Raw genomic sequence first — 15,025 nt, 5'->3', positions numbered from 1 at the left:
CTTGAAGAATGTGACTATGGATGCCCTGATTAAGAATGAAATAAAATCATAATTAAGATGAAGAAACTGAATATAAAATGGATGCTTTCGTTGATAGCAGCTTTTACTTTTGCCTCCTGCGATACTGATGTCGATCATGATATCCCAGCAGTGGATACACCGGTATTGGTGTCTACTACTCCTGAAAGTGGAGCAGCCAAAGTGAAAACGGGAGAAATCACTATTGAGGTGAAATATGACAAGAATATATTCTTTGCAACAGACAATCTGAGCGAAATCAAGTTTACCGGTGGTGAACTGATAAGTGCCGATGTACTTGGCGCAAGCAATATACTGACTGTAAAAGTGAATGTTCCCGGGAGAGAGACGGCTTGTTCTCTCTCTATCCCCGAGGGAATAGTAACCGGACCGAACCAGATGCCTGCTCCGGCTGTATCGGTTCAGTTCTCTACTGTCGCTTTGGACAAGGCACTGGTTGCCGCTAGTTCGGCCAAAGCTGTGAAACTGTACAATTATCTATTGGATAACTTCGAGACGAAGACACTTTCAGCTATGATGGCCAATGTTGCCTGGAATACGGAAATGTCCGAAAAGGTGTATGGATGGACTGGAAAATATCCGGCTATCAACTGTTTCGACTATGTTCATCTGCCGGCATCTGTAGCTGGAGCAGACTGGATTAATTACGGTGACATTACTCCTGTTAAGGATTGGTCTGACAAAGGTGGCATCGTAGCTGCCATGTGGCATTGGAATGTACCCAAGAAAGCTGTAGGCGAAGCTTCTTCTACCCAAATATGGGAAGGAGAGACAGTAATGCCGGGTGATTGGAGTGGAAATGTACAGATGACGGATGATGCTGCAAAAGCTGTCTTTGCTGATGCACAAGTGGGTCAGGTGATACGCGTGGCTGTGAAGGATGTGGCAGCGGGTGCACAAGGTTCGTTCAAAAACAGTGGTTGGAGCGAGATTGCTTCAGGAACTGATTATTTTGACATATCCGGGGACTATACATTGGTGATTACCGAAGATGTTTTGAAATCCCTGCAAGAAGGTGGTCTCATCATTGGTGGACATGATTATACAGCAGTTGCTGTTTATCTTGAAAATAACGGTACAGCTCTCGACCCGAATAAGGATTATGCCTTTTATAAGGCAGATACGGAGTTTGATGCTACCAATGCCACAGTGGAAGGCACTTGGGAAAACAAGGTGTTTACCGAAGATTTGAAAAATGCTGCCGCTTACTTGAAGCTATTGAGAGATGCGGATATTCCGGTATTGTGGCGTCCATTCCACGAGGCAGCCGGTGGCTGGTTCTGGTGGGGTAAGGATGCTGCCAGCTTTAAATCTCTGTGGATTGCTATGTTCAATTACTTCAAGACTGAAGGATTGGATAATCTTATCTGGGTTTGGACTACCGAGGGCAATGATGCCGATTGGTATCCGGGAGATCAATATGTAGACATCGTGGGACGTGATGTTTATAATAAGGAAACTGCAGATTGTGTTTCAGAATATACTTCCATTGCCGAAAATTATGGAAACAAGATTGTTTCGCTGAGTGAATGTGGTACGGTCGGACTTATTTCCGAACAATGGGCATCTGGTGCACGTTGGAGTTGGTTCATGCCGTGGTATGACGGGACAAATGAGGATGGTAGCCCGGTAGTCCATGCTGATGAAGCATGGTGGAAGGATGCTATGAGCCAGGAATTTGTTGTTTCCCGTGAAGAGCTTCCTTCTATGGAATAGCAATTTTTAATAATAAAATAGAAAGGGTTGTCTCTGGTTAGTATCGGGGCAACCCTTTCTGTCTTTTATAGCTTTTAGTTGTTGGTTATAGAATTCATGCTTTATACTTTTTAGGAAAAATAGTAATGGATGTTAAATGAGTGTCGTTATTTGATAAAATAGTATTATAAGGTTTGCTGCTAAAAGTCTACTTTTGTCAAGCCTAATTAAAATTTGATAATAATCATATAATGTTTAACCGCTAATGAAATGAAAAATGCCTATGAGAAAGGAGTGATATGTATACCAACCACTTTATAGAATAAGGTATATTTAATTTTTCCTCAAAAAGAGAAGTTTAACCTTATATTAAACGGTAGATGCCGCCAGGCAATACCAATTCATTAATCTAAGAAAAATACAAGTATGAATTTAAATTTCAGAAGAACCGCGCTGCTCGTGGGTATCTGTTCGGCTGTCAGCCTGACTTATACTCCGCAACTTTTCGCCGCATCGGTCGATGCAATAGATGCTGTGCAGCAAGCAAAAAAAATCACAGGTACTGTAACAGATGCAATGGGACCGGTCATCGGTGCCAATGTATTGGAGAAAGGAACCACAAATGGTGTCATTACCGACATTGACGGTAATTTCACATTGAATGTTCAGCCGGGAGCAACGATTGTTGTGTCTTTTATCGGTTATCAGCCGCAAGAAATAGTGGTAGGTAACCAGACTAGTTTCAAGATTCAGCTAAAGGAAGATACGGAATTGTTGGATGAAGTAGTCGTAGTGGGTTACGGTGTACAGAAGAAGAAACTGGTGACAGGTGCTACGGTTGAGGTAAAAGGCGAAGACATCGCAAAATTAAATACTACGCAGGCATTGGGCGCTTTACAAAGCCAGTCTCCGGGTGTAAATATTCAGGCCGTTTCCGGTCAGCCGGGTGATGGGTTTAAAATTAATATTCGTGGTGCTGGTACTAACGGAAATACAGCTCCAGTTTACGTTATTGATGGTGTAGCCGGTGGCGATATTAACGCCTTGAATCCTGCCGATATTGAACGTATTGACGTGTTGAAAGATGCTGCATCTTGTGCAATTTACGGTTCGAGCGGTGCCAACGGTGTTATCCTTATTACTACGAAGCAGGGTAAGGTAGGAAAGGTTTCTGTATCTTATGATGGAAACATAGGTTGGGCAAATATATATAAGATGCCTGATATGTTGAATGCCAAAGAATATATGGCGGTAATGGATCAAGTGGCCTATAATAATGGAGGCCAACCGTATGATTGGTCAAAATTCGTAGATGCTGATTTGCTGACTGCTTATCAGAATGGTACCAATCCTGGTACAGATTGGGTAAAAGAATTCCGGAATAAAAATGCTGTGGTTACTAATCATGCGTTGAATGTAACAGGTGGTTCTGAATTCTCCAAATTTTCGACAGGTATAGGCTATCAGTATCAGGATGGTGCATTCGGTGGTCCGGTGAAGACTGACTATCGTCGTTTTACTTTCCGCATTAATTCTGAGCATGTGATATATCGTAAGGGAGATGTGGATGTGATAAAGTTTGGTGAGAATATATATTATCAGCACAAACAGAATCAAGGTGTGCAGTTAGGTAATCAATATTCGAATGACCTTTCTAATGCTTTGCGTGCTATTCCTCTGATTCCTGTATATAATGAAAATGGTGATTTCTTCATGTATGATGATTTGAAGAATTTTGGAACGAGTGCTAATGGTATACTTGATTATACTGCATATGCTTCTAATCCGATGGCTCACATGGTATATAATCAGGCTGGGAATAATAAGAATAAGAATTTTAATCTGAACACAGCGGCATATCTGGAAGTACAACCACTTAAGAATCTTATTTATAAAGGTCAGGTTAGTTACAAACAATGGTCAAGTTCATGGCGTTCATATCTTCCCGTTTACCAAATTAATAATCAGGGAGATAGCCGTGATAAAGACCAAACGATAAATAACGTGTCTTTGGGTTGGAACTGGAGTTTGACTAATACGTTGAGTTATCGGTTTGATATTACAGACTTACATCATTTTGATGTTTTGGCTGGTACAGAGTATTCTAAATCAAGACCAACTTATGGCGAATCAGTAGAGGCAACCGGTTATAATAGTGCTTTTGGTGACTTTACACATGCTTATTTGCATAATACAGAACGTAAAGCTACTGCTACAGTAAATGGTTATCCCTCGGATTATGGTTCTAAGATGTCTTATTTTGGACGTTTGAATTATGACTTTAAGGAAACTTATATGTTTTCTGCTATCATTCGTGCCGATGGCTCGTCTAAGTTTGCGAAAGGCAATCAATGGGGATATTTCCCATCATTCTCTGCTGGTTGGGTTATTTCAAACGAGGCTTTTATGAAGAATACTGCTTCTTGGCTTGGTTTCTTGAAAGTCCGTGCTGGTTGGGGACAGAATGGTAATGACAATATCCCTAACTCAAATTGGCGTGCCGGTTACGAGTTTGGCGATTATGGTCTTTATACATTTGGCTCGGATAAGAATGGAGGTACAACCGGAGCTTACCCGAATCGTTTGGCTAACCCCGATTTGACATGGGAAACTTCAGAACAGACCAATATCGGTATTGATGCCCGTTTCTTGGATAACCGTCTGAGTTTTACCATGGACTGGTATAGCAAGCAGACGAAAGACTTGTTAGTGGAAGTGGGTACCAATGCGGCTTCCGGTTTCGCTACTCAATATCAAAATGCTGGTACGGTAAAGAATACTGGCCTTGAACTTTCAATGGGCTGGAGAGATCAGATTGGTAAGGAGTTCAAGTATGGGGTGAATGTCAATATGGCCTATAATAAGAATGAAGTAACGGAGGTTAATAACGCCAATCATTTTATTGAAGGCGGTAATGATTTGTTGGCTCAAAGTACGGGTCGGTTTGTCCGTATGGAAGAAGGACATCCTATTGGCTATTTTTATGGTTATAAGACGGATGGTGTCATTCAGAACCAGAATGACTTGCAGGCATATCTTGACCAGAATTGTAAAGGAAATGCGGCAAACTCTAAGCAAGGTGCAAGTATTAAACCGGGTGATTTGAAGTTTGTGGATGTTGATGGAAATGGGGTGATTAATGATGACGATAAGACTGATTTGGGTAATCCTCATCCTGACGTGACAATGGGTCTTACGTTAAGTGCGGAATATAAAGGATTTGATTTCTCTGTAACAACCTATGGCGCTTTTGGTGCACAGGTAGCTCGCTCTTGGCGAAAGTTCTCAGATGGACAGTATGAAAACTATACGACAGAAGTTTACGATTACTGGCATGGCGAAGGAACCTCAAACAGATATCCGCTGCTTGCGCCGGGAAATAGTGGACAGAATTTCCAGGCCATTTCAGATATTTATATTGATGATGCCGACTATGTTCGCATTCAAAATCTGACTATAGGATACGATTTCAAGAGAATTTGGAAGAACTGTCCGTTCCAGCAACTTCGTGTGTATGCTGCTGCACAGAATCTATTTACTTTTACCGGTTATAAAGGGATGGATCCGGAGAATGGTAGAGCCCTCAATGACAAAGAACCGTGGGTAACCGGTGTTGATGTAGGTAACTATCCTCAACCTCGTACTTATATGGTAGGTGTTAATGTTAAATTCTAAAATTGATACACGATGAAAAAAATAGCATATTTAATAGGTGCAGCTTTGATGATAGCAGGAATGTTTGCTTCTTGTAGCTTGGACTCGATGAGTCTGACGGAAAAAGATACGACCAATTTTCCTAAAACGGCTGAAGATGCCAATCAGGCTTTAGCTGCCATATATCAGAACCTGAATAATGTCAATGCTTTTCCACAGCAGTCTTTCTTGTATAATTCTCTGCTGGCTTGCGATGATATGTTGGGTGGTGGTGGTCCCAATGATAAGTTGATGCAATCTTTGGACCTTATTTGTAATACGGGTACAAATGCTACGCAGGACTACTGGGTGGCTCGCTATCAAGGAATCAACCGTGCCAATACGTTGTTGGAGGCTCTTGCTGGTATTGAAATGGATCCGGAAGTAAGAGCGCAGGCTGAGGGCGAAGCCAAGTTCCTTCGTGCTTTTTATTACTACGAGTTGGCTTCCATGTATGGGCGCGTACCTTTGGTGATTACTGCTTTGTTGCCCGAAGATACTACTCCTCCGACTGCCGCTGTTATCTGGGGGCAGATTCTGCAGGATCTTCGCGATGCGGCTGCAAATATGCCGGCTGTTCGCAAGTCGGATGGGCATGTTGATAAATATACGGCTGAAGCTATGTTAGGACGTGCTTGGTTGTATTATACTGGTATGTATGGCAATGGTGAAACTCTGAACGATTTGGTTAGTACGAACTATAGTCCGTTGACTTCAGTTGATTTGCCTGATGGGACAACTTTGACCAAGCAGGATGTGGTTGGGTATATTGATGATTGTGTGAATAATTCTGGTTATAGTCTTGTTCCTGAGTTTCGTAATTTGTGGGCATATACCAATAAATGTACGGTAGAAGATTTTCCGTTTACTGCCGGTCAGGGATTGAAGTGGGTAGAAGATGATGCAGCGGTAAATCCCGAATCCATGTTTGCCATTAAATATAATAAACTTGCATCTTGGAGCACTACTATCGGTTATGGTAACGGTTATGCTCTGCATTTTGGTGTACGTGGCAATGATCAGGCCAATTCTTTCCCCTTCGGACAAGGATGGGGTGCCGGTCCTGTAGCTCCCAATTTTTATAATGATTGGAGTGTGGCAGAACAAGATGATGCCCGTCGTCCGGCCTCCGTATTCAAGACGGAGGATATGCCGAGTTATAATAAAGGTGGTGGTGACGGCTTTATCCAAGAAACGGATTATTATCAGATGAAAATAGGTTCTATCATGGCTTATAGTACGGATGCGGCTGGAAATAAAACGATTGAGCCGGTATTTGAGAAGATAATGTATGGTGCCGACGGCTGGATTAATGATAATCTGATGCAAACCGGTTCTATTCATGATTTGGTTTTGATTCGTTTTGCGGATGTATTGTTGATGCAGTCTGAATTGAAGGAAGATGTTTCCGGTATAAACATAGTGCGTAGTCGTGCCGGACTTGAACCTATTGGTACATATTCGTTGGCTGCATTGCAGAATGAACGCCGTTGGGAATTATGTTTTGAAGGTACTCGCTGGAACGATATTCGCCGTTGGCATATTGCTGCCGATGCCCTTGAAAGACAGACGGGAGCAAAGGTTTATACAAATGGGGCTGAAAGCCGTAATGTGGCGCAGAACGGTGGTTATGCCGCACGTTATAAGGCTACGGCAGGTTTCCAGAAGATTCCCGAAAACCAAGTCCTCCTGAATGAAGGAAAGGTAGAACAAAATGAGGGTTATACGGATGCAAGTGCTGAGTATAATGGTTGGCAAGAATAGAATATGAATTTAAAATGAAAAAAGATATGAAAAAGATATTATTCGCAATACCTTTGTTTGCAATGCTGCTGGTGGCTTGCGATCCGATAGTGGATGAAATCAGTCCGGATCCCAATGTCACACCGGAAAATCTTACTTTTGAACTTGTGGCCAAGAACCAGGGAAACAACAACATTCAGATTGTTCCTACTCCGTCACGTTATGTGAAGGTTTATGATGCTACGTCTGATATCAAGTTGGCAGAAGGTACGGCTCCGTCGGTTCAAGTAGCTCCTCCTAATAAAGAATTGCAAGTATATGTAACAACCATTAATTCGGACGGCTCCATAACAAAATCGGCTTCCAAATCAATAGCAGTAACGGAGTATACAGATCTTCCCGCTATTTATGCTGATGTATTCGGCACAACTCCGGACGGTGGTTATGGAACAACCACTTGGGTCTGGAATACAGAAGCTGCAGACGGTTGTTGGGGTAATGGAGGTTATCTCGGCAATACCGGCCCCGGTTGGTGGATTTGTGATGCTGTGGGAGATGTCGGAAACGGTAGAGGGCAAATTGATGAACAAGCTGTAGGAAAAGGATTGCCTGATGATGGATTAAATGGTTGGTTCTCACTTAGTTTGACTGGTGTTCAGACAAGTCGTGGTGAAAGTGGTTCTGTCAAGGTGTCAGAAGATGTGGTGCAATCCGGTTGGGATGTAGGTACTATGGAGTTCTCTGGTACTATTCCATTGTTAGGTATACAGCCGAATCAAGGAAATGCACGTCAGTATGAGTATCATATTTTGAAGATTACAGAAGATGAACTTCGTCTTTGTGCTCCTGAACCCGGTGCTGGCGCTTGGGGTACGGCATGGTTCTGGAACTTCAAGAAAAAATAGTTAATATTGAAAGGTACGGGTGGGTAACGACCACTCGTATACTTTTATTACTAATTAAAAAAATGCAACAATGAAACGAACTTTCTTTTTGATATTACTGTTCTTCTGTGCTCTTTTTGTTAAAGCGGATGTTTTGGGACCGTATACAATGGATAGTAATGTACCTCCCACACCAACCGGATATGCTCGGGTTGTACTTCCGATAGGAGGTGCTGACGCTTCGGTAGCCGTAAGCATAACTGTTTGTGACGAAAGTGGTCAACAGTATGTTTTGAGAACTACTACCCCAAATGCTGCTCCATATTGTTATTTCTTGGCTTATGGCGTTTACCGCGTGGTCGCTTTAGAGGATTGTACAGCACAATCTAATTGGGGCGCACTTACGGTTGGTACAATTTTCGAAGTGACAGGAGGTGGCTATATTTCTTTAAATTATATAGGAACAATCTCTACTCCAAGTATTGTTCAAGCATCGGGTACTGATGATAATGTTCCTCCTTCCAAAGTAGGTTACAATATAATGAAAGTGTATGGAATAGAGACAAACGGCGGTGGGGTGTTGGTTGATTCTGACAAAAAAGAATATGGTATCTTTAATTATACCGGACATATAGGCGGTGCTCATTACTTTTACATTAAGCCAGGCACATACACTATAAAATCTTTGAGTGCTACCAATGGAAATTATATTTATTTGGAGTATGGAAATGTTAGACAACCGCTTTCTGCTGGTAGGACTTTCACAGTTCCTGCGTCATTCTTCTCCATTGTGTTTTCTAAAAAGGCACTTTAAGAATAATCTATAAATGAATTATTCAACTCAAAGCAGTTGTCGTTACCCCCCCGACTTTATTAGTCGCCCGTAACATCGGATAATTGTAAATGCATTAACCGAATAGTACAATTGTTTAATGGTTAAATCAGGAAAAGGCGAGTCGTGAGATTCGCCTTTTCGCATTCATTCTCTATTGCCTTTCCGGATGCAATTCACATTCCTTTTTGTATTACCCCTGATTTCAGGGCGCAGAATGTTTCTTTTTATCCCTGCATCTCCTTCACCTCCTTCTCCCATCCTCCTGTTCATTGGCTTTCCCGGTGAAACCGCTTTCCACCCTCATCGCCCCGCCTTTGCATCGCGCGACACGCCGTAGTATCCCGGCATGGCCCGGTAGATGGGTTGCGTGGGCTTCCCCACATTCTTCAGCTTGCCCTCTTGCTGCAACCGTTTCAGGTGGACGTTCGCGGTGGTGCGCGCCATGCCGCAGAGCGCTTGGAAGTCACTGCGAATCAGCACGTCGTGGTCGGCAAAGTATTCTTTCAGCTTCATGTCTATCTCCACTTCCGAAAGCTTCAGGGAGTGGCGGGTGTATTTACTGCGGATGGCACTGACTCCCGTCATCGCTTGTTTCAGCCTGACGTCGGGACGGAAGCTGATGCTTTTCAGCCGGAGTTTCAGGTGCTTGTTCGGGGTGCTGCGGGTCACTTTCTGTGTGGCTTCCAGGGTGGGGGCGAAGTAGCCCAGCCCTTCGATGTGCACCTCGTGGCCGTCGCGCAGTTCTTCGCCGCAAATTTGCGCCAGGCAGTCTATCGCGTTCATCACGTCGCCCACCGTGAGCGAGCTGCGGGCATGCACGCGGTTGTAGAGCTGCCGCATGGTTACTTTCCCGTTGAGCAACGGGCGGGGATGGAGGCCTCTCTCTTCAGGGGCTTCCTCATTAGTGCCCGGATTCTCGTACCAGTCATATAGTATTGCCATATCAATAGGTTTTAGTGCGTTCAACATACTTGTTTCTTCCCTCGGAAGTGTCTTCCTGTAAGTGAACGACTCCGGTCGGCCGAACGAATAACCCGGGTCGTTCGATTGAACGACCTAAGTCAGTCGATTGGACGACCCGGGGCGTTCACTTATAAAGAACCGTGCAAAGGTACTGAAAATAAAGGGTTCCGAAGCATAAATAAGTATGTTTGTCGGCAGGAATGATTTTTGAAGAATAAGCGGAGAATGGTTTGCAAAACGCCCTCGGCAGGCAGTAACTTTGGCGAAGAGGCGAGAGGAAAGAAAGGATGATTCCCTTCCTCGAAACCTCCCAATAATCATTTTAATAAAAAATATTTATGAAGAAAAAACTGATGACTTTGCAGCAACACCGGCTCTTGAAGGAAGCGGGACAACTGATAGCCTTTTCCGAAAGGCTGAAACACGCACAAAAAGAAACGACCGACCGAAACTGGAAGGAGCGGGAAGAGCAGCGCCGCCGGAGCGCGAAAGCCGCAAGCACCGTGACTGCACTGAGCGGCGACATCGAGGAGTTCCTCACTTCGCGCTACGACTTTCGCTATAATCTGCTGACGGATGAAACCGAGTTCCGCCCCGCCGGACAACGCTCTGCCGCCTTCACCCCCGTGGGCAAGCGCGAGTTGAACACTTTCTGCATCGAAGCCCATGCCGAAGGTATTCCTTGCTGGGACAAGGACTTGAACCGATACGTCTATTCCACTTACATCCCTGCCTACCATCCCTTCCTGCTCTACATGGACGAACTGCCCGATTGGGACGGCAAGGACCGGCTGACTGCGCTTGCCTGCCGCGTCTCTTCTCGGCCTCACTGGGTGCGGGGATTCCATACCTGGATGCTGGGACTTGCCTCGCAATGGATGGGCGTGTCCGGACTGCATGCCAACAGCGTGGCTCCCGTTCTCGTCAGCCGCGAGCAGGGACGACGGAAATCCAGCTTTTGTCGCGCCTTGATGCCTGACGTGCTGACGCGTTACTACGCCGACAACCTGAAACTGACCTCGCAGGGACAAGCTGAGAGAATGCTGGCGGAAATGGGGCTGCTCAATATGGACGAGTTCGACAAGTATGCCGACAACAAAATGCCCTTACTGAAAAATCTGATGCAGATGTCGGTGCTCAACATCCGCAAGGCCTATCAGCAGAACTTCAGGCAACTGCCCCGTATCGCCTCGTTCATCGGCACCAGCAACCGGTTCGACCTGCTGACCGACCCCACCGGGAGCCGGCGCTTCCTCTGCATCGAGGTGAAGCACAATATTGACTGCATAGGCATAGAGCACGACCAGATTTTTGCCCAACTGAAAGCGGAACTCATTGCCGGGCGGCGCAACTGGTTCACCAAGCCGGAGGAGGAGGAACTGCAATGGCATAACGAGGCTTTCTATCGTGTCAGCCTTGTGGAGGAGGCGGTTCACAGCTTGTTTCGTACCCCGCTTCCGGCAGAGAAGAGCTTCGACCTGACTGCCGCCGACATCTTTGATGAGTTACAAAAAACGCATCCCGCCTTGATGCGTGGCAGCAATCCCATGCAGTTCGGTTCGGTGCTGCTGCGGGTGGGACTGAAACGCCGGCATACGAAGTACGGCAATGTATATGAGGTGGTGAGAAGGAAGAAAGAAGTTTCACCGGAAAGGGTTGAACGATAGGGAAATAATGCGAAAGGTGAAGGGGTGAAGGAAGAGAAAGCCGGTTTATAGTCTCATTACGGATTGACATAGATTCCTATTAATTCAGGTTGTAGATGCCGATGGGATAAATATTTTCGCTCATAATAACTGTATATTTTATAGATTTCTATAAAAGTAACTTTTTTATAAGAACAAAACAAGCGAAAGTTGCGATTTTCACTACTCCTTGTCGGATAAAAAACTTATCTTTGCGATTGAAACAATCTCTTGTTAATGATATGAAATACACATCATACTCTTATCCTTCAGGCAGGGCGGAAGTGGCTGCATTTGTTGTGACCGGCGGAGTGACGGAATACCATGTGATGATACATGCCACTGACCCGAAACAGACCTATCGTGAACAGATGAATGTCGTGTTGGATGCGTATGCCGCTTTACTGAAAAAAGAACTGTCCGGAGCCGTGGCGGTTTTTAAAAGATACTTCCTGAGTGATGCCGCCAACCAAGCGGAACTGTTGCTTGCCGCTACGGCAGAAAGCTCCGATTGCGCGCTGTCTGTGGTGGAACAGCCTCCGCTGGATGGCACCAAGATTGCTTTGTGGGCCTATCTGCAGACCGATGTGCAGACACGAGTGCTGCCGAACGGACTGTATGAAGTGAAACACGGTGCTTACCGCCAGCTCTGGATGGGAGGCAGTTTCAATCGTGCCGCCAATTCGGAATACCAGATGCGTCTTTTGCTCAACGACTATGCCATGCAACTGATGGAGGAAGGGTGTACTCTGGCCGACAATTGCCTGCGTACCTGGATATTTGTGCAGAATGTGGATTGCAATTATGCCGGTGTAGTCAAGGCACGCAATGAGATGTTCGTCACCCAGAACCTGACGGAGAACACGCACTATATTGCCAGTACCGGTATCGGTGGGCGTCATGCCGATCCGAAAGCATTGGTGATGCTTGACGCTTTTGCTGTAGCGGGATTAAAGCCCGGACAAATCAAATATCTCTATGCCCGCACACACCTGAACCCCACTTATGAGTATGGAGTCAGTTTCGAACGGGGAACGGCGGTGGATTACGACGACCGTCGGCAAGTACTCATTTCCGGTACGGCGAGTATCAACAACCGTGGGGAAGTGATGTATGCCGGAGATGTACGCCATCAGACAGAACGGATGTGGGAGAATGTGGAGGCTCTGCTGAAGGAAGCTGACTGCGGCTTTGGAGATGTAGGGCATATCATTGTCTATCTGCGTGATATTGCGGATTATGCTGTAGTGAAAAAGATGTTTGACAAGCGTTTTCCCGATACGCCGAGAGTGATTACGCTGGCTCCCGTCTGTCGCCCGGGGTGGCTGGTGGAAATGGAGTGTATGGCGGTGAAGAAAATCTCTGATTAAAAATATTATCTTTGGTTAATTGAATATTAGGCTGACAGTTGGTAAACGCCTACCTTTGTTGAAATTCTAATGTATAAGGATGAAAACACGTATCTTGCTTTTCTGTATCAGTTGCCTTCTTTGGGCAAGTTGTGGAAATTCCGGACAGAATTATGTGATTGAAGGAACGTTGCCGTCGGTGAAATACGACGGGGAATGGATATACCTCGTGCCGATGGAGAATGCGCCGGGGCGGGTGGATTCTGTAAAGATAACCAATGCCTCTTTTTCTTTTTCCGGACAAGGGGAGGAGATGAGGGTGTTGCGTCTGCGCCATCTGCTGCGTATCTACATCCAGGAACTGCTGGTGGTGACGGAGCCGGGAACCATACATGTGAAGGCCGACTCTGTCGGTTCGGTAACGGGCACTCCACAAAATGATGCCCTTCAGAAATGGAAAGAGGGGAGGGAAAAGATGCAAGAGGCTTACCATTTCATCCGGACGGGACTACGGAATGCCACCGGAAAAGATTCACTGCATCTGACACAGATACGTGACAGTCTGAGGATGCAGGAGCAGGAAACGAACTTTCTTTTCCTGAAAGAGCAGGGAAACAATACGTTGGGAACATTCATGCGGAAGATGGTGCGTGGCTCCTTGACGGAAGAACAACAAAAACTGTTGGATGAAAGCTTGCAGAAGGAAATACATTGAATGGGGAGCGGCAGGAATCGGCGCTTTGGCGTTGTTCCTTTTTTTCTTCCGGATATTGCCCTATCATCTGTTCCATCGGGAGCAGACACAGCTCTTTTTGCTTGCCACCGAACCATTGGCCGGGTATCTGCGGCATCCGGCGGCTCTGGCACGTCTGTCAGGAGATTTCCTCACTCAATTCTTTTATTACGAAGGGGGTGGTCCGGCCATAATGGCTGTCGTGCTGTTGCTTTGGGGAGTGGTGGTGTTTCGTTTGTTGGTTCCGTACATGGGACGTTGGGCGTGGGTTCCTACGGTGTTGGCGGTGGCTTGGGAGGCAGGAAGGCAATGCGGATTGAGTTATCCGCTTTCCGGCACAATCGCTTTAACCGGTATCGGAGGTGTTTTGTTGTTGTGTCGTAGCTGCATGCGACGTTCGTGGAAGTCGGGCTTACCGGTAAGCATATTGGCGGTATTGTCCGGCTATTGGCTGTTTGGCTGTGGCGATTGGTCGTCACGATGGTACAATATGCCCGATTTAGGGCGAGAATATCTTTTGGCGTTGGATTCGGAAATGTATTTCGGCCGTTCGGAAAAAGTACGGAAACTGTTGGCGGAGGGTGAATACCGCTCTCCGTTCACTGCCTATTATTATAATTTGCTGAATGCACAGCAGGACCGACTTCCCGACCGGCTGATGGATGGTTATCAACCGGCTTCGCAAGGGCTGTTTCTGCCCGTGGCTCCCCATTCTACCTACCTCACTATTTATGCAGCCAATGAAGTCTGGTTTGCGTTGGGAGATATGACGATGGCTGAACATGCTGCCATTCTGGGAATGATTTTTTCTCCGCATCATACCGGAGCAAGAGCTGTCAAGCGTTTGGCGGAAATCAACCTGGTGAACGGTGATGAGGCGGCGGCTATGAAATATCTTCGTCTCCTGCAAAAGACAATGTGTTACCGTGATTGGGCAGAACGGCGTATTCCCGGAAAACAGACGGCCGAAGTCTGCCAATGGCTGGAACGGAAGCGGTTGTTGTTGCCTGCAACGGATACTTTGCGCTCTTCTGCCGACATTCCGCTTTCACTTCGTCATCTGTTGCGTAACAAACCTGATAATACGTTGGCATGCGATTACCTTCTCTGCTTTGATTTGCTGAATAAGGATATTGGGGCTTTCGCCGGAGATTATCGGGAGTTTGCTGCAAAGAAGTTTCCTTCCAGATTGTATGCCGAAGGTTTACTTATCTATCTTGCCGGGAAAAAGGCTTCGTTGGATGAAGTGGAAAAATGGAATATACCGCCTCAAGTATTGGATGAATTCAGTGAATATACCCGGCTGTACGAGGCAAACGATGGTAATGGTGCCCCTTTGCAAGCCAAATACGGAAAAACATATTGGTTTTATTTCCACTATGCTACGATGAAAAAGGGGAAGTGAT

General features: G+C 45.7%; 10 protein-coding genes. 9 read left to right on the top strand and 1 reads right to left on the bottom strand.

What is annotated here, in order from left to right; all coding sequences use genetic code 11:
• Positions 1-57: 57 nt before the first annotated feature.
• From ACESTD_RS08755 to ACESTD_RS08735, 5 genes are all read left to right on the top strand, one after another.
• Positions 58-1,755: a glycosyl hydrolase gene (locus tag ACESTD_RS08755; protein WP_005825012.1), complete on the top strand. Its 1,698-nt coding sequence runs from the start codon at positions 58-60 to the stop codon at positions 1,753-1,755.
• 405 nt (positions 1,756-2,160) lie between these two features.
• A complete protein-coding gene (locus ACESTD_RS08750) occupies positions 2,161-5,409 on the top strand; it encodes a TonB-dependent receptor (RefSeq protein ID WP_005825009.1) in 3,249 nt (1,082 codons plus the stop codon).
• A gap of 12 nt (positions 5,410-5,421) precedes the next feature.
• Positions 5,422-7,191: a RagB/SusD family nutrient uptake outer membrane protein gene (locus ACESTD_RS08745; protein ID WP_175332373.1), complete on the top strand. Its 1,770-nt coding sequence runs from the start codon at positions 5,422-5,424 to the stop codon at positions 7,189-7,191.
• Positions 7,192-7,217: 26 nt separating this feature from the next.
• Positions 7,218-8,075: a hypothetical protein gene (locus ACESTD_RS08740; RefSeq protein WP_005834823.1), complete on the top strand. Its 858-nt coding sequence runs from the start codon at positions 7,218-7,220 to the stop codon at positions 8,073-8,075.
• Positions 8,076-8,145: 70 nt separating this feature from the next.
• A complete protein-coding gene (locus ACESTD_RS08735; protein ID WP_005825006.1) occupies positions 8,146-8,868 on the top strand; it encodes a hypothetical protein in 723 nt (240 codons plus the stop codon).
• A gap of 321 nt (positions 8,869-9,189) precedes the next feature.
• On the opposite strand, the gene ACESTD_RS08730 is transcribed toward ACESTD_RS08735, so the two are convergent.
• On the bottom strand, positions 9,190-9,831 hold the full coding sequence (locus ACESTD_RS08730; protein WP_098031863.1) for an HU family DNA-binding protein: 642 nt from the start codon (positions 9,829-9,831) through the stop codon (positions 9,190-9,192).
• 359 nt (positions 9,832-10,190) lie between these two features.
• Between ACESTD_RS08730 and ACESTD_RS08725 the strand changes: the two genes are divergently transcribed.
• From ACESTD_RS08725 to ACESTD_RS08710, 4 genes are all read left to right on the top strand, one after another.
• Positions 10,191-11,519, top strand: coding sequence for a VapE domain-containing protein (locus ACESTD_RS08725; protein ID WP_005825002.1), 1,329 nt, complete (start codon positions 10,191-10,193; stop codon positions 11,517-11,519).
• A 260-nt stretch (positions 11,520-11,779) separates the two neighbouring features.
• The gene (locus tag ACESTD_RS08720) at positions 11,780-12,907 is read left to right on the top strand and encodes a Rid family hydrolase (protein WP_098031865.1); all 1,128 of its coding nucleotides are present in this window, start codon (positions 11,780-11,782) and stop codon (positions 12,905-12,907) included.
• A 79-nt stretch (positions 12,908-12,986) separates the two neighbouring features.
• Complete coding sequence (locus tag ACESTD_RS08715; RefSeq protein ID WP_117589154.1) at positions 12,987-13,601, top strand: DUF4369 domain-containing protein; 615 nt, start codon at positions 12,987-12,989, stop codon at positions 13,599-13,601.
• A complete protein-coding gene (locus ACESTD_RS08710) occupies positions 13,573-15,024 on the top strand; it encodes a DUF6057 family protein (protein WP_118275030.1) in 1,452 nt (483 codons plus the stop codon). Before ACESTD_RS08715 ends, ACESTD_RS08710 begins: the two co-directional genes overlap by 29 nt.
• Position 15,025 lies beyond the last annotated feature (1 nt).

It is taken from the genome of Bacteroides sp. AR20 (genome assembly GCF_964250605.1).
Classification (GTDB): Bacteria; Bacteroidota; Bacteroidia; order Bacteroidales; family Bacteroidaceae; genus Bacteroides; species Bacteroides uniformis.
This window is presented reverse-complemented; position numbering and strand designations above follow the sequence as displayed.